General features: G+C 41.2%; 18 protein-coding genes and 1 pseudogene. 17 read left to right on the plus strand and 2 right to left on the minus strand.

The window, feature by feature from the left end:
- The first annotated feature begins 2 nt into the window (after window positions 1–2).
- The 7 genes from LOZ80_RS34835 (at window position 3) to LOZ80_RS34865 (ending at window position 9,898) form a co-directional block, all read left to right on the plus strand.
- On the plus strand, window positions 3–1,742 hold the full coding sequence (locus tag LOZ80_RS34835; RefSeq protein ID WP_238168805.1) for a response regulator receiver domain: 1,740 nt from the start codon (window positions 3–5) through the stop codon (window positions 1,740–1,742).
- A gap of 140 nt (window positions 1,743–1,882) precedes the next feature.
- Entirely contained in the window at window positions 1,883–3,856 is a 1,974-nt protein-coding gene (locus LOZ80_RS34840; protein ID WP_238168806.1) for an McrB family protein, read from the plus strand.
- Entirely contained in the window at window positions 3,828–6,233 is a 2,406-nt protein-coding gene (locus LOZ80_RS34845) for a restriction endonuclease-like protein (protein WP_238168807.1), read from the plus strand. The genes LOZ80_RS34840 and LOZ80_RS34845 overlap by 29 nt, the downstream gene beginning before the upstream one ends.
- Before the next feature lie 16 nt (window positions 6,234–6,249).
- The gene (locus LOZ80_RS34850; protein WP_238168808.1) at window positions 6,250–6,579 is read left to right on the plus strand and encodes a nucleotide pyrophosphohydrolase; all 330 of its coding nucleotides are present in this window, start codon (window positions 6,250–6,252) and stop codon (window positions 6,577–6,579) included.
- 19 nt (window positions 6,580–6,598) lie between these two features.
- Window positions 6,599–8,557, plus strand: coding sequence for a DUF2075 domain-containing protein (locus LOZ80_RS34855; protein WP_238168809.1), 1,959 nt, complete (start codon window positions 6,599–6,601; stop codon window positions 8,555–8,557).
- A gap of 258 nt (window positions 8,558–8,815) precedes the next feature.
- Window positions 8,816–9,475 carry a restriction endonuclease gene (locus tag LOZ80_RS34860; RefSeq protein ID WP_238168810.1) on the plus strand — a complete coding sequence of 220 codons (660 nt, stop codon included), beginning with the start codon at window positions 8,816–8,818 and terminating at the stop codon, window positions 9,473–9,475.
- 24 nt (window positions 9,476–9,499) lie between these two features.
- Complete coding sequence (locus LOZ80_RS34865; protein ID WP_238168811.1) at window positions 9,500–9,898, plus strand: hypothetical protein; 399 nt, start codon at window positions 9,500–9,502, stop codon at window positions 9,896–9,898.
- A 48-nt stretch (window positions 9,899–9,946) separates the two neighbouring features.
- Here LOZ80_RS34865 and LOZ80_RS34870 read toward each other — a convergent pair whose 3' ends face one another.
- Window positions 9,947–10,294, minus strand: a complete 348-nt coding sequence (locus LOZ80_RS34870) for a helix-turn-helix domain-containing protein (protein ID WP_238168812.1) — start codon at window positions 10,292–10,294, stop codon at window positions 9,947–9,949.
- A 261-nt stretch (window positions 10,295–10,555) separates the two neighbouring features.
- Here LOZ80_RS34870 and LOZ80_RS34875 point away from each other — a divergent pair, with 261 nt between their 5' ends.
- On the plus strand, window positions 10,556–10,813 hold the full coding sequence (locus LOZ80_RS34875; protein ID WP_238168813.1) for a hypothetical protein: 258 nt from the start codon (window positions 10,556–10,558) through the stop codon (window positions 10,811–10,813).
- 188 nt (window positions 10,814–11,001) lie between these two features.
- Window positions 11,002–12,138, plus strand: coding sequence for an MORN repeat-containing protein (locus tag LOZ80_RS34880; protein WP_238168814.1), 1,137 nt, complete (start codon window positions 11,002–11,004; stop codon window positions 12,136–12,138).
- A gap of 93 nt (window positions 12,139–12,231) precedes the next feature.
- Here LOZ80_RS34880 and LOZ80_RS34885 read toward each other — a convergent pair whose 3' ends face one another.
- Window positions 12,232–12,570 carry a hypothetical protein gene (locus tag LOZ80_RS34885; protein ID WP_238168815.1) on the minus strand — a complete coding sequence of 113 codons (339 nt, stop codon included), beginning with the start codon at window positions 12,568–12,570 and terminating at the stop codon, window positions 12,232–12,234.
- A 214-nt stretch (window positions 12,571–12,784) separates the two neighbouring features.
- On the opposite strand from LOZ80_RS34885, the pseudogene LOZ80_RS34890 reads away from it, so the two are divergent.
- From LOZ80_RS34890 to LOZ80_RS34925, 8 genes and pseudogenes are all read left to right on the plus strand, one after another.
- Window positions 12,785–12,921 (plus strand): annotated as a pseudogene (locus LOZ80_RS34890) (DUF805 domain-containing protein); the annotation flags it as partial.
- Window positions 12,922–13,319: 398 nt separating this feature from the next.
- Window positions 13,320–13,598, plus strand: coding sequence for a type II toxin-antitoxin system Phd/YefM family antitoxin (locus LOZ80_RS34895; protein WP_238168816.1), 279 nt, complete (start codon window positions 13,320–13,322; stop codon window positions 13,596–13,598).
- Window positions 13,599–13,688: 90 nt separating this feature from the next.
- On the plus strand, window positions 13,689–14,000 hold the full coding sequence (locus LOZ80_RS34900; RefSeq protein ID WP_238168817.1) for a type II toxin-antitoxin system RelE/ParE family toxin: 312 nt from the start codon (window positions 13,689–13,691) through the stop codon (window positions 13,998–14,000).
- A 545-nt stretch (window positions 14,001–14,545) separates the two neighbouring features.
- A complete protein-coding gene (gene cysD / locus LOZ80_RS34905) occupies window positions 14,546–15,469 on the plus strand; it encodes a sulfate adenylyltransferase subunit CysD (RefSeq protein WP_238168818.1) in 924 nt (307 codons plus the stop codon).
- A 1-nt stretch (window position 15,470) separates the two neighbouring features.
- Window positions 15,471–17,129, plus strand: coding sequence for a GTP-binding protein (locus LOZ80_RS34910; RefSeq protein WP_238168819.1), 1,659 nt, complete (start codon window positions 15,471–15,473; stop codon window positions 17,127–17,129).
- A gap of 656 nt (window positions 17,130–17,785) precedes the next feature.
- A complete protein-coding gene (locus LOZ80_RS34915) occupies window positions 17,786–18,301 on the plus strand; it encodes a hypothetical protein (RefSeq protein ID WP_238168820.1) in 516 nt (171 codons plus the stop codon).
- A gap of 198 nt (window positions 18,302–18,499) precedes the next feature.
- Window positions 18,500–20,197 carry a molecular chaperone HscC gene (locus LOZ80_RS34920; RefSeq protein WP_238168821.1) on the plus strand — a complete coding sequence of 566 codons (1,698 nt, stop codon included), beginning with the start codon at window positions 18,500–18,502 and terminating at the stop codon, window positions 20,195–20,197.
- Between the two features lie 2 nt (window positions 20,198–20,199).
- Window positions 20,200–22,161: a J domain-containing protein gene (locus LOZ80_RS34925; protein ID WP_238168822.1), complete on the plus strand. Its 1,962-nt coding sequence runs from the start codon at window positions 20,200–20,202 to the stop codon at window positions 22,159–22,161.
- The last annotated feature ends 8 nt before the right edge of the window (window positions 22,162–22,169 follow it).

Consider the following 22,169-nt stretch of genomic DNA (forward strand, 5'->3'; position numbering starts at 1 on the left):
AAATGACACAACTTGCATTAAAGTTCGTTGAAAAAACCGTTAGAGATTATTTTAATAATGCTATTATTATTGATGACCAAATGGACATGAAGAAAGCGTATAGTTCACGCAAAACTAAAACTACAAAAATAAAAGATAATGAGATAGTTCTTTCTCAGGAAGATGAAATGGCGCTACTAGAAATAGCTGCAACCGAAGAAAGTTCTGGGCTAGCTGAGATTAAATCATTCCATAAACCTCATGAAGTGTACAAAAACTTTATTAAAACGGGGATAATTACACACCCAATTCAATATAAATCGAATCAAAAGATGAAGAGACAAATCGATAATATATCAGAGTTATTAGTTCATACAAAAATTTTAATTGTCGATTGGAATCTTGAAGATATTACGGGAGCAACTTCTACGACGGAAATGGGACAGGCAACACGTCAAATTATAAAAAAATTTCTTGAAAAGGAAAACGGTTTGAGGTGTGTTGTTATTTATACACAAGAAAACAGAAATGATGTTTTGAATAAAATTAATGAGGAATATGAAGTAATAGATGGGGCTAATTTCTTTTTTCAAGATAAAAATATGTATGGAGATTCTTCTTTATTTGGATTTATCATGGATAAACAGCTATCCCCAGATGAGATAATTAATAAAATTGTTGAGACTCTTATGAAGGATAAGAGTACGACGCTACATTTTATGGCTTGCGCTAATAAACTTGATCAAGAATTGCACAAAACGCTTCAGAAATTTAATGCGCCATTTGAAAAAGTAATGTTTACTCAAATTCTAACTTCGGAGATTCCTAATCAGAAAATTTCTCGATTTATTAATAATACCTTATTATCCGGTCTTCTTGATGATGCTAATGATACAGAAACTCACTTTTTATTTGAAAGAAAAAAAGAAAAACTTCTTGCAGCTTTAATTCAACATCCCTTAAACCAGCCGGATATTGAATATTTAAGTACAACATTGGCTTTGTCCAGAGACGCGAAAAATCTGATAATAAATGAATATATTAAACCAAAATTTATGGATGAAATAACAGCTATTTTAACGGACCCAAATGTAAATTCCCTGGAGAGTTTTATATCTATGATAGATTTAAATTGTAAAAAGTACGTTCAAATTAATGATAAAAGACATATTAAAATGGTCAGAGAAGCTGTGCTATTTCTGACTTTATGGGATAACTTTATTTACGAGACCAAGTTGCAAGGTGGTACTAACGATAATTTCAAACAATCTTTTTTGGCTCAAACTATTAGATTTACACATCTTATGAAGTACTCAGATGATAACGTTATTCAAACAGGTAGCATATTAAAAAATATTAATGGTAAGTATTATCTGTGTATAACACCCTTATGTGATACTTTTCGACCAGAAGATATTGATAATAAGTATAAATTTATTGTTGGAGAAGCTACAAATGATAAAGATGAGATTAAAAAATCAAACGCAAAATATCACTGTTCTGCTCTGCCAATTGAGGGAGATCAATTGATTTTTATTAAGTGGAAATTTTACCAAATTGAAACTTTCGATAAAAGTGCAGTTCATGATGGTGAGTTGTTTAAAAACCTAATGACATTGAAAAGAGATTATGTACAAAATATTATGAATAAGTATATCGCGTATCAGTCCAGAGCGGGAGTCAATGAAATGTTTTTTAAAGAGTCTAATTATATTGAAAACTTTCTTGGTGTAATATTTAATGAAGATGAGAGTGATAATTAAAAGCATTAAAAGAAATTAAAGTAATAGTTACTACTTGAAAATATTGAGCACTAATAGCTAATATCCAAGTCATTTCTTTGGTTAGGGTTCTAGGCCAAATTAGATGAGTTGGATTTTTATTTAGCGTGGGGAGGACTATCTTGAGTATAAACCAAATATTAAATAACGAATTATTTGAAACATATCAGCAGATATCATTTCAAATTAATAGTATTCAAGGAAATTCTAGTTCGATTGAAGAGAAAAAAGCTTTAATGAAGAAATTACGTCAACAATATGAAAATAAACTTGTTACTTATAACAAAATAGCTAATGAATTTGCGAATTTGTTTATGAAAAAAGAAAAGCTAGATGATCATATAATCACAGCAAGAATAGGTAGTCCTACATACTATGGAAATCAACCAAAGGATTACTTATGGTCAGGTATTTCTATCGACAATGATAAATCATTTAGTTTTCAATACTCTTGGGTTTTCCAAAAGGGAGTATTTGAAGTTACTTTTTGTTTTGGTTCTGGGGGTACATCTTCTGGCAAAATAGAGAATTGGAAAAAGGAAGAAAAAGAACAAAGAATGCGATTAATGGAACGAAAGTTTCTTGAGATCCTTGAAAATAATTCATATCGTGAAATAATAGAAAAATTACTTCAGCAAGAAGGCTTTGTTCTTACAGCGGAATGGCTAAATACTAGTAGTCAAAGTATTTCAAATATGGATGAGTTTCTAAACCGAATACGCGAAAAAACGGGAGCAAAGTCAGGGATCACTCGTTATTTCAAACAAGAAGAACTTTTAGGAGCAGAATTTAATCTAGAAGAAAAGATCTTTCGCTATTTTGATATATTTAGACCTGTTTGGGATAAGATGCAAGAAATTAAAAATGGTATAGATTATTCTGAAATCGAATCTTCTGGATCTGAGGAATATGACTATTTATTCACACCTCTAGTAGATGAACTAACAGTAATTGAACGAATAACCACGATCAAGAACTTCATCGCCGGCAAAGGGTTTATGTACCCCAACCACTGGATCGAGAACTTCTTCCTATCTCTAAAAGCAAAGCCATTCGTCATCTTGGCAGGTGTCTCCGGCACAGGCAAAACAAAGCTCGTAAAGCTATTCGCTGAGGCAGTTGGAGCAACAGCGAGTAATGGCCAATTCTCTTTGATTCCCGTGAGACCAGATTGGAGCGATCCATCAGATCTCTTGGGTTATAAAGATTTGTCTGGGGCTTTTCGTCCGGGGAAGTTAACGGAAGTGTTGGTTGAGGCTTCAAAACCCGAAAATCAACATAAGCCCTATTTTATATGCTTAGATGAGATGAATTTGGCAAGGGTTGAGCATTATTTCAGTGATTTGCTGAGTGTACTTGAGACGCAAGAGTGGGATAACCAGCGGATTGTAACAACGCCACTTATACATAAGGACTCGCTGCAAAATGAGTCAGATAAAGAAGTGTACGGCAACTTACATTTGCCAGACAATGTGTACATCGTGGGAACAGTGAATATGGATGAGACGACGCATCCTTTTAGCAAAAAGGTATTGGATCGCGCCAACACCATCGAGTTTAACTATATAGATCTTGGTCAGTATCCATCGATTGAAACAGAACTGGCAGATGGGGCTACTGCTCTGCCACCTAATGCCTTATTACGAAGTGAGTACCTGCAGTTGGTAGATGTTTATCGTGACTACAAGCAGTTAACCGAAGAGACGACGGAGTTGTTGGTCAAAATCAATGGCATTTTGGAACAGATTCATTCGCATGTAGGGTTCAGGATTCGGGATGCGGTGTGTTTTTATATGATTTATAATGAGCGGTTTGCGTTGCTTAGTAAGGAAGCGGCATTTGATATGCAGTTGTTGCAGAAGATTTTGCCTCGTATCCAGGGGAGCAGTTCATCTGTGAAGAAAGCTTTGCTTCAATTAATGCAAGTGACTCAGGATCGGAGCTTGCCTATTTCGGAATACATGGAAGATGCCTCGAAACTGTATTTATCCATGGAAACGCTAGCCGCTGCCAAATATCCACAAAGCGCAAGAAAAATCGCCTTCATGCTACGGAGGTTAGAAGAAGATGGCTTTACCTCATACTGGCTCTCTTAATCAAAGTACGGAGTTACTTCGAATCGAGACGAATCTGTTCAATCTCTATATTCAGGGCAAACCGTTTCATCCAACGGTTGAGACGCTTAATCTTCATCGGAAAGAGGATGAGGCGTGGGTAGATGCCCATTTTCATGCTGCACCGCTTGCAGACTCTTTGGTCATTGAGACTATTTCCGTATTCTCCCATGAACAGGGTGCACTTCAAAGTTGGAGTTCGGGCGATGCATGTTCGCCGACTTTTTATGAAACTCAGGCCTATGAGTTGGTTATCGAGAAGAAGGCGGATATCCCCTTAACATTTCATCATGATAACATTCTTGTGAGACAAGCTATTAAACCACTTGGAAAAATGATTTTGTCGGGAATTCTTAATTTTCAAAATGAAGTTGGCCTCTCTGAACTTGAGCTTCGATTGAATGGAGAGGCTATTTTTCGTCTGCAATTGGAGATTTTTCCGGCCAAAATAGATTATAAGAATGACTATCAAATGATTCTTAATGATGTTAATGAGCAAATTTATAATCTATCTTTTGATTTTCTGCGTAAAACGTACAATCTGACGGGATTGAAAGAAACGAATCATCAGAGTTTGACGGAGTATTTTACGATTTTGCAGCATGTGTTTGCGCAGCTTGTGCAGGCTATAGAGAGAATTAAGCTATCGCCTCATGCTAAGCTCCAGAGCGAGAATCGTCTGGTAGATGCAGCGCGTGTAAAAAGAGCAGGAAAAGAGAACATTGCTTTCCTAGCCAAACGACCACAGCTCCTAGCCAAGGACTCGGTGAACGGCATTATTGAGGTTGATGGCCAGCGTTTTACTCCGACACATTTGTTAGAGAGCAGACGTCATGTTGATTATGATACTGCCGAGAATCGTTTTGTGAAATGGGTGCTCGTACGAATTGGGCAGAAGTTGAAGGATGTTAAAGTACGTCTAGCTGAAAAAGGTCGTGCCCAAGACCCTGAGCTTACGAAGAAACTCAACTTGATGATGAGTCAGGTGCAACGGCTGTTGCAGCATGATTTTCTGCGAGTTGGTGAGATGAAGCAGCTTTCGATTTCTCTGGTCTTGCAGATGGCATCGGGCTACCGAGAAGTATATCGATATTATTTAATGTTGTTAAAAGGTTTGTCGATCCAGAATGATCTGTTCCGTCTATCTATGAAAGATTTGGCCCAACTCTATGAATACTGGTGCTTTTTGAAGATACATCATCTTTTAAGCAAGAAGTATGAACTGCTTAAACAGGATATCATCCGCATTAATCGGAGTGGACTGTTCGTTACGTTGGATAAATCGCAGCAGGCGAAGATGGTATATAAAAACCCAATGAACGGGGAGATATTTACCCTCTTTTATAACGCATTGCCTAAAGGGGACCGGAGTCAGACGCTGGCGCAGCGGCCGGATAATGTGCTTACGTTGAAGAAGAATGACGCCGCGGCGGAGTATAAGTATATTTTCGATGCTAAGTATCGCATTAACCCTGCTTATGAGGGGACTCCTTATTTCGAGCGATATCGGATGCCGGGCCCCGAAGAGGATGATATCAATACGATGCATCGTTATCGAGATGCGATTGTGTATTCGGAGGGGCAGGGTAAAGAGTATGAACGCAGCATGTTTGGGGCGTATGTGTTGTTTCCCTATCATGATGAAGAGCGTTTCCAGCAGCATAAGTTTTATAAGAGTGTGGAGCTCATTAATATTGGGGCTTTTCCTTTTTTGCCGAATTCGACGAGCTTGATGGAGAAGTTTTTGGACGAGATTATTATGGATAGTCCGGAGAAAGCCTACGAGCGGACGACGCGACCGAGAGGTACCAAAGAGTACTACGGGAATAAGTTGTCCGGAAAAAATGTGTTGGTGGGGGCTTTGAGCAAAAAGCCTCAATTGGAGGCTGCGCTTGAGCATGGTTTTTACCATACACCACTTCGTAATATAACCGACCATAAGGTGCTGACCAGATTGGAATTCGTCGCTTTGTATCAGTCAATTCGTTTGTTTGGGACAGAGGAAGCGGGCATTTCCTGGTACGGCAAAGTGAAGGATTGGAAGGTTGTTCCACGCTCTGCAATAACGGCTATCCCCTCCAGTAGAGGTGCTACGGATGAGCTTTATGTTGTTTTTGAGGTAGAAGAGTGGGTAAAAAGAGAGGCAGCTATTGTTCCCGCGGGGCATGGGATATATCGGATTTTATATACGACGGATTATATGTTTAATAGGGCTAAGGAAGTTTCTGAGCTTCGTTTGGAAACTGACGAGGAGTTGCAGGATTGGCGTGAGAAGCGGCGTGCGGGTAAGGTTAAGGTTACGCTGGATCGGGAGCATTTGGATTTGGGAAGTAATGTTTTGGGGATTGGGTTGGAGTAGAATGGAGGGCTATGAAATGGATGCTATTATAAAGAAAATTATTGAGTTTAGAGATGAACGGGATTGGAAACAGTTCCATAACCCGAAGGATCTCGCTATCTCTTTAACATTAGAAGCAAGCGAATTGCTAGAGAATTTTCAGTGGAAAGATAGCTCTGAGGCACTCAAACAGAACATGGAGCAGATTAAAGATGAATTAGCTGATGTGTTGATTTATTCGCTCATGATTGCCCATGATTTAGAGATTGATATTGAATCGGCGATTTTAAATAAAATAGATAAGAATGCGAAGAAATACCCCGTAGATAAATCTAAGGGTACAGCGAAGAAGTATTCTGAGGAATGAGAATAGAGGGTAGTCATCTATGATTATTTATGAAGCAACCAAAGAAGAGTTCATGGATCATGTAACTGAAGATAGTATTGCGGTTAAGATTTTTGAGTCAATGGTGGAAAAAATGGGCCGCACCTCTGCAAGTGAAATCAATTCGTGGAACAACTCGATGAATTACATGTATAAGGTGCTTAATACTTGCCAAATCCCAAATGATATTACGATTGCTATTGAATATAAGGTGCCAGCTAATGGCAGAAGAATAGATTTTATTTTGACTGGATTAGATGAAAATAATCAGAACTCTGTTGTTATCATTGAATTAAAGCAATGGCAGCATATAAGTGTAGTTGAACATAAGGATGGTGTGGTAGAAACTTATGTTGGACGCGGATTGAGGGAAATGACTCATCCATCCTATCAGGCTTTGACCTATGCAAACTTAATTACAGAATATAATGAGACGGTTAGAAATGAACAAATATCCTTATATCCCTGTGCCTATTTGCATAACTACATTCAAACTAACAATGACCCCTTGACTGATGCGCTCTATGAGAAATATGTAACTGAAGCACCTGTTTTTACTAAAGGAGATGCTTTAAAGCTAAGAGGGTTTATCTCAACGTATATTAAGAAAACAGATCATAAAAAACTCTTATATCTCATTGAGCATGGCAAAATAAAGCCCTCAAAATCTCTACAAGATGCGTTGCTAGGAATGTTAGATGGTAACGACGAATTTATGATGATTGATGAGCAGAAAGTTGTGTTTGAGACAGCTATTCATATGGCTATGAAAGCTCACACCTCCGATAAAAAACAAGTGCTTATTGTTGAGGGAGGGCCTGGAACAGGGAAATCAGTACTAGGAATAAATCTTCTAGTTAATCTAACCTCTAAGGATCTTCTGTGCCAGTATGTGACCAAGAACAGCGCCCCAAGAGAAGTATATACAAAAAAACTTCAGAAGAATCATAAAAAGGCATTCATCACCAATATGTTTAAGGGATCAGGCGTCTTCTATGAGTCGATAAATAATGAGTTAGATGTATTAATTGTAGATGAAGCTCATCGATTGAACGAGAAGTCGGGTTTATTCAAAAATAAGGGCGAGAATCAAATGAAGGAAATTATTCATGCTGCCAAGTTCTCTGTTTTTTTCATTGATGAGTATCAAAAAATTGCAATGCATGATGTTGGAAACAAAGAGCAGATTAAGAACTATGCCTTGCAGTATGGGGCTGAGATTGTTGAAATGGAACTAGAATCACAATTTCGATGCAACGGTTCAGATAGTTATTTAGCATGGTTGGATGATGTATTGGGAATACGAGAAACTGCTAATTTCGAGGGATTTGACATTGAATATGATTTTCAAATATTTGACGATCCTAATGAGCTTAGGAACCAAATTTTTGAGAAAAACCAACTTGATAATAAAGCTAGAATTGTTGCAGGATACTGTTGGGATTGGAAGTCTGACGGGAAGGGCAATAGCAACATCCATGATATTTCAATTGATGAGCATGATTTCCACATGAGCTGGAACTTAAACAATACAACTACATGGGCGATTGATCCGGAATCCGTTGAACAAGCAGGCTGCATTCATACTTCGCAGGGTCTGGAATTTAACTATGTTGGTGTCATTATAGGTGAAGATTTGCGTTATAGAAATGGTGAACTTATTACAGATCCGTTTAAACGTGCTAAAACCGATAAGTCACTCTCTGGTTTTAAAAAGATGCATAAGGAAGATAGGCATAAAGCATTAAAGATTGCTGATCAAATTATTAAGAATACATACCGTACATTAATGACTAGAGGACAAAAGGGTTGTTATGTTTATTGTGTAGATCCTGATTTGAAAGAATATCTTACTCGGAGAATACAGAAGAAGCATGAGTTTGTTTATATGCCTTACTCGGATAGTGCGTTACTTGCTGCGGAGCAAGCGGCAGCTTATGAAGTAAATAGTTATGAGTAGAATTAATAAATAAAAAAACACCTGTGGGTGTTTTTTTTATTTGAAACTATGTTATGGGGCTCATTACAGATATCGTTCATAATCCAGTACTTTCCTAGGAAGGGGTCTGGAGGGTTGCCTAGTTAAGGGGTTTTCTTAGTTCAATACTCCGGAGTATTTAGAATTAAAGGAAAAATCAGGAATATTGTCGAATATTGTATTGTTTTTATTGAAGTTTTGAATGTCGTTACAATAATACTCTTTAAAGGTGGTTCTGAAATGGCAAGAACGTATTACGCAGAAGGAAGACAAGTAGCCTACTTGGTTCGTGGATTTTGTGTTCTATCTGGTATTTCAATTTTCTATTTCACTAGTTTAAAAGAAATCTGGTGGATGTTTTTTGTGATTATCTTTTCTTCTGTTCTGGTCGGTGAAATATTTGGTGCCCGATGGACGAAGAAAAGAAGGGCTGATAAGAAGGCTAGAAAACAACAAAGAACTACGTCTCCTGTGAAGAGCTCTCCTAGCAATAGTAAAAAAGTATTATCTGATAGTGAGCTACTTAAAGTTAATATTCATTCACTTTCGGGCACAGATTTCGAGAGATTGATGATGCTTTACTATAAAGATCAGGGTTATCAGGTAGAACGTATCGGTGGATCAGGGGATCATGAGGTTGACTTGATAATAAAAGGCAAAGAAGGCTACAAAATTGCCGTGCAATGCAAAAGGTGGAAGAGAGATGTCGGGAACGATATTGTTCTAAGACTAAAGGCAGGGAAACAAGTTCACGGTTGCTATGATGCTTGGATTGTTACGACTAGTAATTATACAAGAGTTGCCAAAGAAGCAGCTGAAAAGCTTAATATCAAATTGATTAACGGTCTAATGTTAGATGACAAATTAAAACGATGGAAAGCCCAGAAGGGTATATCTTAAACTTGAATGAAAAGAGCTGACAATATGAAACGTAAGAAACTCACAATTTCAACTTTTTTAGTTAGTGCCCTGGGACTCATTGTAATGCTTAAAGCATTTGTTTATATAATTGAACATTTTGTTTTTGAAACAACTGGTGAAGATGTTCTGAAGGTAGATGAATCAGATTTAAATACTGCGTTTGTCGTAGTTGTCGTATTGCTGTTGATTCGGATTAGTTATGTTGTTGTAAAACATAGAATTGTAAGAGCTAGACAAACGCAACACATCAATACAGTTGTTGAAGCGAAAGTGGAATCATTTGTGTGTGCTGAGTGTGGAAAGAAAGTCAGTGAGAAGGTAAGGGAGTACTGCTTGGAACGTCCAAATAAATTTGCGGGACAAGTATACTGCTACGATCATCAGAAAACAGTTAACCTATAAAACCAAAAGAGCGACCTCGAAAACCAATTCGAAGTCGCTCTTTTGATTTCATTTTTTCGTAAGCAGAATATCCTTAGATATTTTATGTATCAACTTAATTTCATCAACGCTTCTATCTTCAAGGAATTGTTTGTGTACCTCTAATACTGCCGTTTTATCAAAATCATTGGATGTAACATCAATTTCATTGAAATTGAAGAAAGCTCCAAGATCCGTATCGAGAGCGGCAATAATTTTATCCAGTGAGTCAAGTGAGATGTTCCGAGCGCCTCTTTCGACATCCCCAATATATGAATTCTTCAATTGAGCCAGTTCTCCGAGCTTTTCTTGTGAAAATCCTCTTTGTTTGCGAACCATTCTGATCCGTTCGCCAACTAATTTACGTAAGTTACCCATAATAACCACCTCAGTAATAGAGTAGGTTTTAAATAATGTAGCAAACAGACCTTTAATAGTGTATATTATTAATAATTACACTTATAAGTTTAAATATTAGCGACGAAGTACCAATTTACTGGATTTACAAAGGATGATACAGAAAGGAGATCATTTCCACATTTTTGTAGGAGCCTGCGCGATAGCTATTGTGAGCTACTAAACTCAGCATTAACAGAAAAGAAGTTGGATAAACATTGCCTATCATCGGAGGTGAGCCACATGAACGATATCCTTGCCAAATACAATGAAGCCATTAAAGAGGAACAAGTACTCATTCATAGAATCAGTGTTTGCAAAGAGCTAATAGACATTATCCTAACCTACATCTCCGAGAAGGCAGATTCTATTCACCTGCTTACAGCAGAGGACATTATTACTTCGGTTCATACGATAGGTCAGGATCTTGATACGGAATTGCTTCATTTGAGGCTGGAGAAGGGGATTTTGGATAATAAACTCAAAGGACTAATGGATTAACACGGTACTCACAACCTCTCAAGATGGGAGGTTTTTTTGTTTTTCTGCCGAACACAACCGCCCCAATGAAACTTTCAAAATCACCTTTAGTATGCTAACGTAGAAAAAGGTCATGTCTATGCAGGGAATATATGTATTCGCATCGGGTAGATGAGATCCCAAATTAAATAATCTTTTGAGGTGACATCATGAGAAATATGCTCGCTATTTTGTTGTTAGGTTCGCTTCTTGCTATTAGTGGAACATTGGGCTACAAACTGTATGAGAAAGTCACGGACAAGCCTGTCTACGTAAAGTCTGAACTATCTTCCTCCACACCTCCTGGTCAGAACGCTTCAACTGTCCTTGCCAATGAACCGGTGCCAGGTAACGCCTCCAAGGCAGGAGAGAATGGGGCAACAACTGCCAGCATACCAGCGGCGGCATCGTCAGTGCCTGCCAAAGCGGATAAGCCTAGCGCAGCTGTGAAAGAAACGACGATCAAAATGTCTGATATAACATACAAATACATAGGTGAGGTAGTTAATGGCGTGGCGCATGGACAAGGGGCAGCTTATTACCCGAACGGACAAAAGCGTTATGAAGGTGAATTCGTGAATGGGAAAGTCAATCTGGTCGGCAAAACGTTTTTCGAAGACGGGAAACTGCGCTCAGAAGGAAAAAGGGTCAATGGAGTCATTCAGGACATAGGTTACAACGAGGATGGCAGCTTGTATTCGGAAATGACACGTCCGGAGAATAATAAATTGGGGGATGCCAAAATTTATGCTCCCGAAGGTTATCTGCAATACGCTGGGCAGGTTACGCCAGATTCGGTCATTCCTGAAGGAATGGGAGTTGAATACCATGCAAATGGAAAAACAAGGTATAAGGGAACGTTCAAGAACGGTACATACAACGGAACGGGTACTTTTATTTCTGATGATGAGCGGGATAAGTATATAGGCCAGTTCACCTCTGGCGTCATGTCAGGGAAAGGCAAGTTCTATGAATACGGAACGCTTTATTATGATGGAGAGCATCAGGATGGTATTTACGAGGGGAAAGGCAAATTTTATATGAATGGCGCGATTGCCTACGACGGGGATTTCGTGAATGGAAATGCCAACGGAACCGGCAAGATGTACGATAATGGCAAGCTTGTATATGATGGAGAAGTTGTAGAAAATATACCAACGGGCAACGGAACAAGCTACTTGGGAGGTACCGACCTGAAGATCAGCATCACGATACGGAATCCTGGCGTACAGCGGTCCTCCGGCGTATCTTCCTTTAACATGCCTCAGGGAGTCCGTATTCCGACAAAGGGTGATATATTGAAGTAACTTTTTTAGGCGGATTGACAGGACCGAATGGAAGTTATAAAAAAACAAAAAGGAGATTTGCATGTATGGATGCAGTCTCCTTTTTACTACTTATCAAACTTTCTCACTAAAGAATCTAAATTTGGTTCCAAGGAAATAAAGAATTGGTGTTAATAAGTAAAGGTTGAATACACTTGGAATCTTAGCAACCCCAAAATATAAGCACAATGGCAATGTAATAATTGCGGCAATAATGGCTAACAGTTTCTTATTCATAAGAGAGAACAAAAGGCTCACAATCGAAGGCAAGATGAGCAAGCAAGTAAGTGAAATAACATGTCCTAAATTTATGTCTTCTTGTTTGTAGGGATTGAAAAACAAAAAAATAATCGTCAGTATGATTGCATTTACTGTAGCAATGAGATTTAAATAATTGCTAATCGTATTCTTCATTGTGTGTTCTCCTTTGAGACAAAGATGAGAATAAATCAATGACTAAATAATAACATTTATACAATGAGATATAAAATTGCGGGGGGAAATGTCGATTTTTACTGAAACTTTATAGAGAATTATGTAAAACTTTATCCTTTTTTAGTGGAAATTTCGCAAGATAGAGTTGACAATAATTATTTCATCGTTTTTTTATGTATAAGGAGGACTAGAAATGGAATGGTATTTGAAGGTTTTAAAAATTACGTAGGGTTTTCAGGCAGAGCGCGACGCAAGGAATACTGGATGTTTCTGCTGTTTAATGCGATCGCTTCTATCATTTTAGGGATACTGGATGCAGTCCTAGGACTGAAACCAATACGGCCCGAATCCTAAGTTATTCGGATAACGGACTATATTGCTTGGACCGTCAGAAAATATTTAACTTATACAAAAAGAGCGACCTCGAGAAATTCGATGTTGCTCTTTTTGTATCAATTAGCGCAAGAACTAGTCGGCTACATTGGACTCCATTATTATGGACAATCCTGAAAAAGCATAAGAGTGGACGACGCGGCCGTGAGGCTGCTAAAGAGTATTGCGGGAGCAAGATGTTAGGTAAGGTGAATGTCACGCTGGAGCGGGAGTATTTTAATATGGGGAGTAGGGTATTGGGAATTGGGTTGGAGTAGAGAGCTTAAAGAAAACGCTCAAGACATTGTTGCGTTATCATAATTATGATAAAATAAGGATATGAAGGAGGGGGAGTTATGCCGCAAATAAGACCTGTATCCGATCTGCGAAATAATTTTGCTGAAATATCCAAAATTGTTCACGAAAGCCGTGAACCAGTTTTTCTTACTAAAAATGGATATGGTGATATGGTTGTCATGAGTATTGAACAATATGAGAGTATACAGCTCGAGAATGAGATTTATGTAAAATTGAAAGAAGCGGAACTCGAAGCGAAGAATTCAGATGTACGTTATAGCCACTTTGAGATTTTCGATAAAATAAAGAAGCAACTAAAGGATAGTAAAGGAATATAGATCTGACAACAAGAACCGGTGGCTTGATGGAGCTGCTGGTTCTTGTTGTTTGCTGACTGAACAGTAATCACACTTAGAGGAGCCGCGCTGATGGAGAAGAAATATAGGTTAAGCTATCTTAAACTGGCACAATCAGATTTACTTGAAATAGTCGATTATATCAGCAACGAGCTTGCTGCACCTGAAGCTGCACTCACTCTTATTGATAAACTAGATAAAAGCATAATAAATTTAGAGCAATTCCCTTATTCTGGTCATCTCTATAAGAACAATCGTAAATTTGAGACGGCACATCGTGTGCTCGTTGTGGAAAATTATCTAGTTTTTTATGTTGTGTACGATGATGTTGTGGAAATCCGGCGAATCCTTTATGGAAAACGCAATTATGAGCCGCTGATTTAATTAGGTGAGCTAGGTATTGTAGGATTTATCCGATTTTGTAGGCGTTGGATTAAATGCACGGGCCTGCAAGCTTGCTTGCGGGCGAAGAAATGACAGTAGTGGAAGAATATGATCACTCAATAAGCGCATGGTTTGAAGGTCGACTTCAGGAAAATGAATATTGAATTTGAGTAGGCCCTGTCTGTAAGACAGGGTTGTTTATTTTGAATAAAAGGCTAACAATAGGAAGCAGACATTAGACGCAGAAACTTTAATTCATTATGAGTAGAATATTTCATGATCTCATGGATAAAATGAACAGGGGCCCGATTTCCCATGCTTGTCTGGCCCCATTCCATCTAGACGTGACGAAGTGGATTTTAATGCCATACAGTGACTATTACGCCAGTAAAGGAACTCTTTCAGAAAAAGCAGGGCAATTTTTGAGAAAAATAATAGAATTATAGCGATTTTTACTTTCTTCCACTTTGCATAAAAGCTAGAATCTGATAGTATATAAGAAAATACCGATAGATTTAGTGAGAATTAAAAGGAGGCACCTTTCGATGGAAAAAATGATGCTTGATTCTATAGATGAAATGACGCATCTGGATCAACTCGAGGCTGAAGCGATTTATATTATCAGAGAAGTAGCGGCGGAATGTGAGAATCCCGTGATGCTGTATTCGATCGGGAAGGATAGTTCCGTGATGCTGCATTTGGCGCTGAAGGCTTTCTATCCGGAGAAGCCGCCGTTTCCTTTCATGCATATTGATACAACGTGGAAGTTCAAAGAAATGATTGAATTCCGCGACCGCAAAGCCAAAGAGTTCGGAATCAAAATGATTGTTCACTCCAATCAAGAAGGGATTGAACAAGGCATTAACCCATTTGATCATGGTTCCGCGTATACGGATATTATGAAAACCCAAGCCTTAAAAGAGGGGTTGGACAAATACGGATTTACGGCTGCGTTCGGCGGCGGAAGACGTGACGAGGAGAAGTCGCGCGCGAAGGAGCGGATTTTCTCGTTCCGGAACAAGAATCATGCCTGGGATCCGAAAAACCAACGGCCGGAAATGTGGAAGCTTTTCAACACAAGAATTAATAAAGGTGAGAGCACCCGCGTTTTCCCAATCTCCAACTGGACAGAGAAAGATATCTGGCAATACATTCGCCGAGAAAATATTGATATTGTGCCGCTCTATTTTGCCCAAGAAAGACCTGTCATCGAACGCGACGGACATCTCATCTTGGTAGATGATGATCGCATGAAGCTCGAACCTCATGAACAAATTGAAATGAAGAAGATGCGGTTTCGCACATTAGGCTGCTATCCACTTACTGGTGGAGCCGAGTCGGAAGCGGACACGATAGATGCCATTATTGAAGAAACGCTTGGTGCGGTTTCATCCGAACGGACCACTCGGGTAATTGACCAAGAAGCGGCGGGAAGTATGGAAAGACGTAAACGGGAGGGTTATTTCTAAGATGAAAAGTCTGCTTAAATTTATTACTTGCGGAAGTGTAGACGACGGAAAATCCACCTTAATCGGACATATGCTTTATGAGGCCAAGCTATTATTCGCCGACCAGGAGAAAGCATTAGAACTGGACAGCAGACTTGGGAGCCGCGGCGGCAAAATTGACTATTCCTTACTGCTTGACGGGCTGCTAGCCGAGCGTGAGCAAGGTATTACGATTGATGTGGCTTATCGGTATTTTACGACGGATCACCGTTCTTTCATTGTAGCGGATACACCGGGGCATGAAGAATATACACGTAACATGGCTGTGGGCGCATCTTTTGCGGATCTGGCGATTATCCTTGTGGACGCAACGAAAGGCGTTATTACACAAACCAAGCGGCACACTCGGATTTGCGCGCTTATGGGGATTAAACATCTAGTTCTGGCTGTGAATAAAATGGATTTGGTCGGTTTTGACCCGAAGAAGTTTGATGCGATTGGGGAAGAATTCGCGAAGTTGACGGATGAGTTCCGCTTTGAAAGTATTCAGGTCATCCCGGTTTCGGCAACGGAAGGGGATAACATCACGAAGAAATCGCCGAATTCTCCTTGGTACGAGGGCAAGGCTTTGCTGCCGTATTTGGAAGATGTGGATGTGCACCAGAACGACAATGCCAAAGAATTTATGATGCCTGTTCAGCGGGTATGCCGGCCGGACCATACGTTCCGCGGCTTTCAAGGCCAGATCGAAGCTGGGCGTATCGCGGTTGGCGATGAGCTGACGACGCTGCCTAGTCGAGAGAAGGCGAAAGTGAAACGCATCCTGGTGACCGACCAAGATCGGGAGTATGCTTATGCCGGACAACCGGTTACGATCCAATTGGATCGGGAAGTCGACGTTTCACGCGGCTGTGTATTCACGAAGGATAGTAAAATCCAAGAGGCGGATAGCTTTAGCGCAACGATTCTTTGGATGGATGATTCCGTGCTGACGCCGGGCAAAAACTATTTGGTCAAAGTGGGCACGAAAGTGCTGCCGGGTACGGTAACAGCCATTAAGCATAAAATCGATATTAATACCGGCAATACGGTTCCAACCCATCAGTTAGTTAAAAATGAGTTGGCGAAATGTGAATTTTCGCTTTCGGATGATATCGTGTTCGATTCGTTTGAACAAAATAAAAGCATCGGCGGCTTTATTCTGATCGATCGCGTTACGAATATGACTTCCGCTTGCGGCGTTATCGATGCGGCACTGCAAAGCTCCGACAAAGGGACGCAGTCGCTTGCAGAAGTCACGCGAGATGTTCGTGCTGAGCAGAAAGGTCAAAATCCGCTAACCATCTGGTTTGGCGGCTCAGCTTCGGCGACTGCAACGCTTGCGAAGGAAGTCGAGAAACGCTTGGTTGCGAGAGGCTACCATACGATGCTGCTCGAGAACGGCGCAGGAGAATCGCCTCAACGCTTGGCGGAAGTGGCGAAATTGATGAACGACGCTGGGCTTGTTGCGTTGGTAGCGGCGGATGCCGCGTACGCAGGAGCACGGGAGCTTATTGGTGAAGCGTTTATCGAAATCGGAGCGGATGCAAGAAAGTCCTCCGTTGAAGAAGATGCGAATGATATTGTAAAACGAGTTGTGAAGTATTTAATTAACAACAAAGATATGGATTATTCGATATAATGTGAGAAAGCCTAGGACGAAGGTTCTGGGCTTTTCTTTGTTGTATGAACGGTGTGCGCTTAGATAGGCATCAGTTCGCTCCACTGTTCATCATGGAAACAATCGACTTGTCCGGGGGGCTATGACAGCACTAGATGTGATAACTCTTGAAAGTCCGGAAACTATGCTCATTGAACAGCTTAAGAGATGTCCGACAAATCAACTTCCAATAGTTACGGTGGGTGCTTCGGCACTTTTCCCTAGGATTCGCCTGCTTTAAGGTTGTTTTTCATCCTTATGGAGTGGCAGACGGACGTTTCGCGCTCGTTAACGCTGAAATTCAGCGTTACGGTGGGTGTTTCGGCACTTTTCCCAGGGTTCGGCTGCTTTTAAGGTTGTTTTTCATCCTTACGGAGTGGCGGATGGACGTTTCGCGCTCGTTAACGCTGAAATTCAGCGTTACGGTGGGTGTTTCGGCACTATTCCCAGGCGGACGATGTATACGGAGAATACAATATCTATCGTTAAAGAGAAAATAAAGCCTTGTTCAGAGAGACGCTTATTTCACGACTCGATGATATTGAAAAAGATACAAAACGAAAGCGAGTGGATGTGTCATTAATAATTATGCTGAAGAGTTAGTATATTGGTATTTGCGATTAAATGGTTTCTTTGTTATGAGCAATTTCGTTCTTCATAATCGCGGGTTAGATGATTCACATAATGCAGATATAGATCTGATTGCGATTCGGAATAAATATACCTTTGAAGAAGTTGGTGGAAAAAAAGCTGATCCCGATCAACGGTTATTCAATCATTTTAATTCTGATAAACACGTCGGGCTACTAGTAGAAGTCAAATCGGGGCGATTTGATTCGATTAAATTAGGAAACGTAGATAGACTAAGATACGGTGTACAAAGGTTTGGCTTTTTTAGTCAAAGTAAAACGGAGAAAATAGTTGAAAAACTACGTACTAGCCAAACAGCCGAGGGTGATTTTCACCAAGTTGGAAAGGTTCTTGTTACAGATTCTGCCACAATAGAAAATGGATATGTTTGTTTGGAATTAACCCATGTAGAAAAATTCATAGAGAGCCACCTGAGAAAATATGCAAGGGACAAATATGGGGCAAGGCATTTGTTTCCTTCTACTATTATTCAATATTTAGCATGGAAAAATAGAGGGAATTAAGTTTCACCACTAAGAGTATGACATAATGTTCGAAACGTATAAATAGATGATTAACCATACCGATTCTCGGCGTTTTGCATAATTAATGCATAAACGCCTTTTTCGTATGCATCCCAAAATGCCGACAGTGTAACAAAAATGGTATAATTATCCGATATAACTAGTGCTAATTATTTCATGAAAACGGGGATTGCAGCTATGACTACGATAGGAATCGATTTGGGAACGACGAATAGCCTTGTTGCTTATTGGACGGATAATGGTCCTGCTATTATACCGAATGTACTTGGGGAACATTTGACACCATCTGTGATTAGTGTGGATGAGAATGGTGAGATTCTGGTCGGGCAGATTGCCAAAGAACGGCTCATTACGCATCCGCAGGTAACCGTATCTACGTTTAAACGACACATGGGCACAGAGAAAATGTTTCAATTAGGCAAATATTCATTCTCGCCGGAAGAATTGTCCTCTTTTGTAATTAGGGCTTTGAAAGGGGACGCGGAGGATTTCCTGGGCGAGCAGGTGACGGAAGCGGTCATTAGCGTTCCGGCCTATTTCAATGATACCCAGCGCAAAGCGACGAAGCGGGCTGCCGAACTCGCGGGGCTGAAGGTGGAGCGGCTTCTGAGCGAGCCGACGGCTGCGGCCATTTCCTACGGCCTGCACCAAAAAGAAGCGGAAACGAAGTTTCTCGTTTTCGACTTGGGTGGCGGGACTTTTGACGTGTCGATTCTGGAGTTGTTTGAAGGCGTTATGGAAGTGAAGTCGATTGCGGGCGACAATTACTTAGGCGGTGAAGATTTTACCCAGATATTAGCTTCCCATTTTGTCGACTCTCAAGGTATTGATGTTCAGCAGCTGGACACGAAGGCCCGTTCTGCCATTCACAAGCAGGCCGAATTGTGCAAACGCGCGCTGGGACAAAACAATGTGGGCAAAATGAGCTTCGCCATGGGCGGCCAAACCTATGAAATCAGCCTCGACCGCGCCGACTTTGAGAAGCTCGTCACCCCGCTATTGCTTCGTTTGCGGCAGCCGATCGAGCGTGCGCTCAGGGATGCGGACCTCTCGCCGGAAGATCTCGATACGATTATTCTGATTGGCGGCGCCACACGCATGCCGGTCATCAAATCCGTTGTCGGTAAAATGTTCGGTCGCCTGCCTTATTTGCACATTAATCCTGATGAAGCCGTCGCTTTGGGTGCTGCGATTCAGGTTGCCTTGAAAGAGAGGAATGAAGCGCTTCAAGAGATTATTTTAACGGATGTATGTCCGTATACCCTGGGTACCTCGGTGGCAGAAATGTTGGGGAACGGGAAGCATGAGTCCGGTTATTTTCTTCCTATCATAGAGCGTAATACGCCTATTCCGGTCAGCAAAGTCGAGCGTGTATGTACAATTGCCGACTATCAGACAAGCATTCGTCTCGAAATCTATCAAGGCGAGAGCCGTCGTGTTGAAAACAACATGAAACTGGGAGAAATGAATATCGCCATCCCGTCTGACCGTGCCGGCGAGCAGTCTATCGACATTCGCTATACGTATGACATTAATGGAATTTTGGAAGTTGAGGTCGTAACGGTCAAAACTGGCATTAAAAATAAAATGATCATTGAAAAAAGTCCCGGTGCCCTTTCCCCGCAAGAGATCGAGGAGCGGCTGCTTATGCTCCAAGACATTAAGATTCATCCGAGAGAGCGAACGGAAAACAGGCTGCTGCTTGCAAAAGGTGAGCGTCTATATGAAGAATCGCTTAGTGAGAAACGCGCTGAAATCGCGTTGTGGTTAAACCGCTTCGAAAGCGTCCTAGCCACGCAAAAAGAGATGGAGATCAAAAAAGCCGCCGCAGAATTGAAAGCAAAGCTGTCGCAAATGGAGAGGTGGCATGATTAGCCGTGACATGGTGGAGCCTACTGGGCATTGGTCCAACGGATGATGAGTCCGTAATCAAAAAGGCATATGCGCAAAAGCTGAAAATCTTTCATCCGGAGGAGGACCCGGAAGGGTACCAGAAGTTGAGAGAGGCCTATGACCGAGCCATCAAATACGCGAAGGCCCAGCGGAAGAAACCAATGGATGTTCCTGCCGGGCTTGATACTCCGATTCCTGAGCCCGTGCTTGAGTCGGATGACCGCGAGCATGAGCAGGAAGCCGACCGCGAGCCGCTGCTAGATGAGCGAATTCCGCCGCCGCCAAAAGTACGTTTGCAAGATACTAGTATCAATCCTGCGCCCAGCATGGCGATGCGGATTAATGATTTTATGGGCCAGTTCGAAGCTTTGTATCAGCACTTTTTCTCACGAATAGATAGCGAGAAGTGGACGTTATTGTTAAGCTCGGATGTCTTATGGCAGGTGGGGTACAAACAGCAGTTAAATGACAGGGTCATGCAGTTCCTGCAAACTCACCACCATTTTCCCAAGGACGTCTGGCAGCTGCTGGAAAGCAATTTCCGGTGGCGGGAAGAGAAGGAGTATCTCCTTAGGCGCTTCCCTGAGCGGTTAATCACTTACATCTTTAAACAGTTGGATCAGCCATGGGAGCTTCGGTATAGTCATTTTAAAGCGTATGAAGGCGTGGACTACGATAGATTTGTAGATTATCGGGAGCAAGCGCTTGATGCTTTGATCGTGAATGATCTGAAGCTTGCCGGGAGGTGCATGGCGGAGGCGCATGCGATTTATCCGGACGACCCGGATCTGCTTCGTATGCAGTGCGAGTATTACTTGCGTATGGGCGACGCCGAGCGGGCGCTTATTGCGTGCAACCAAGCGATCCGAGTCAGCCCCGATGAGTTGGATGGATACTATTACCGCGCGCAAATCCAATATGGTGCCGAGCACTATCACGACGCTATCGGGGACTGCGAACAGATTCTCTCCCGCAAGCCGGAGAGTTTGCACGCTCTTTGCCTGCAGGCGAGGTGCTACATGATGCTGGGCGAGATGGAGCACGCCAAAACACTTTATATACAAGTGCTTAATCAAGATCCCTATGATTTCGAAGCAACTACCGGACTGGCACAAGTCAATGCGCAATTGGCAGAGTCGCTGATGGCTAGATCCGAAAAGCCTGACAAACAGGTTTTAGCCCCCCTATTCAATGAGCTTGGAAAACCCGCTTGGATAGGCGCGACGGCTATGTTCCTGCATATTCTGCTGAGAAGAACATGGATCTACGGTTTGTTGCTTGTCATTGGTCTGCTTTTCCTAAATGGGACATTGAGTAAGGATAGCGCTCCAATTGCGGAACCAGCAGGACCGAAAGTCATATCCACGACGCAAAGCGCCGTAGAGGTTCAAACACAGGAAGATTTAAAACGATCTGGGCAACAGAAACAGACCATTATCGTGGGGCTTACGATGGTTAAATGTCCAGATATGTACTCCGATTATATACGGGATGAAAGCAGTGGAACTACCAAAGCCATTTACCCGGGTTTTAACGAAGTTGAGGGGATAAGTCCGGATTATGGTTATGTATGCTTGGGTTATCTGAACGATAAGACTGTTATTTTTACAGGAAACATTCATCATTGGTCTGCAGCTTTGTACAAGCCCCCGGTGTTTAAATTAAAGGGCAGGGCTACCGAGATTGCGTCACCAGACATGTTGAAGGCGGTGGAGAGCAGGATCAGCAACGATTCGAGATTCGATTCCTATCTCGATAACCTGAATGTCGATACGTATATCGAGGCTAGAGATGAAGATGAGCTGGTTATGACAAATATACCTCCCCCTCTTCCGGAAGAATGGCGGGCACCAAAAGCATTATACGTGTATGCAGGACTTATCTGTTGTATCTTAGCTCTCTTGATTCGGGAAATCAGGAGAACATACAGAGCAGTTCAATTCTAAATGACGGA

The organism is Paenibacillus sp. HWE-109 (assembly GCF_022163125.1).
Classification (GTDB): Bacteria; Bacillota; Bacilli; order Paenibacillales; family NBRC-103111; genus Paenibacillus_E.

What these genes read in the sequence shown, in the direction of transcription:
- LOZ80_RS34860 (WP_238168810.1), top strand. Translation starts at nt 8,816, where the DNA reads ATGGCAAGAACGTATTACGCAGAAGGAAGACAAGTAGCCTACTTGGTT.
- LOZ80_RS34850 (WP_238168808.1), top strand. Translation starts at nt 6,250, where the DNA reads ATGGATGCTATTATAAAGAAAATTATTGAGTTTAGAGATGAACGGGAT.
- LOZ80_RS34865 (WP_238168811.1), top strand. Translation starts at nt 9,500, where the DNA reads ATGAAACGTAAGAAACTCACAATTTCAACTTTTTTAGTTAGTGCCCTG.
- LOZ80_RS34875 (WP_238168813.1), top strand. Translation starts at nt 10,556, where the DNA reads ATGAACGATATCCTTGCCAAATACAATGAAGCCATTAAAGAGGAACAA.
- cysD (WP_238168818.1), top strand. Translation starts at nt 14,546, where the DNA reads ATGGAAAAAATGATGCTTGATTCTATAGATGAAATGACGCATCTGGAT.
- LOZ80_RS34915 (WP_238168820.1), top strand. Translation starts at nt 17,786, where the DNA reads ATGAGCAATTTCGTTCTTCATAATCGCGGGTTAGATGATTCACATAAT.
- LOZ80_RS34920 (WP_238168821.1), top strand. Translation starts at nt 18,500, where the DNA reads ATGACTACGATAGGAATCGATTTGGGAACGACGAATAGCCTTGTTGCT.
- LOZ80_RS34855 (WP_238168809.1), top strand. Translation starts at nt 6,599, where the DNA reads ATGATTATTTATGAAGCAACCAAAGAAGAGTTCATGGATCATGTAACT.
- LOZ80_RS34910 (WP_238168819.1), top strand. Translation starts at nt 15,471, where the DNA reads ATGAAAAGTCTGCTTAAATTTATTACTTGCGGAAGTGTAGACGACGGA.
- LOZ80_RS34885 (WP_238168815.1), bottom strand. Translation starts at nt 12,570, where the DNA reads ATGAAGAATACGATTAGCAATTATTTAAATCTCATTGCTACAGTAAAT.
- LOZ80_RS34880 (WP_238168814.1), top strand. Translation starts at nt 11,002, where the DNA reads ATGAGAAATATGCTCGCTATTTTGTTGTTAGGTTCGCTTCTTGCTATT.
- LOZ80_RS34900 (WP_238168817.1), top strand. Translation starts at nt 13,689, where the DNA reads ATGGAGAAGAAATATAGGTTAAGCTATCTTAAACTGGCACAATCAGAT.
- LOZ80_RS34870 (WP_238168812.1), bottom strand. Translation starts at nt 10,294, where the DNA reads ATGGGTAACTTACGTAAATTAGTTGGCGAACGGATCAGAATGGTTCGC.
- LOZ80_RS34845 (WP_238168807.1), top strand. Translation starts at nt 3,828, where the DNA reads ATGGCTTTACCTCATACTGGCTCTCTTAATCAAAGTACGGAGTTACTT.
- LOZ80_RS34835 (WP_238168805.1), top strand. Translation starts at nt 3, where the DNA reads ATGACACAACTTGCATTAAAGTTCGTTGAAAAAACCGTTAGAGATTAT.
- LOZ80_RS34895 (WP_238168816.1), top strand. Translation starts at nt 13,320, where the DNA reads ATGCCGCAAATAAGACCTGTATCCGATCTGCGAAATAATTTTGCTGAA.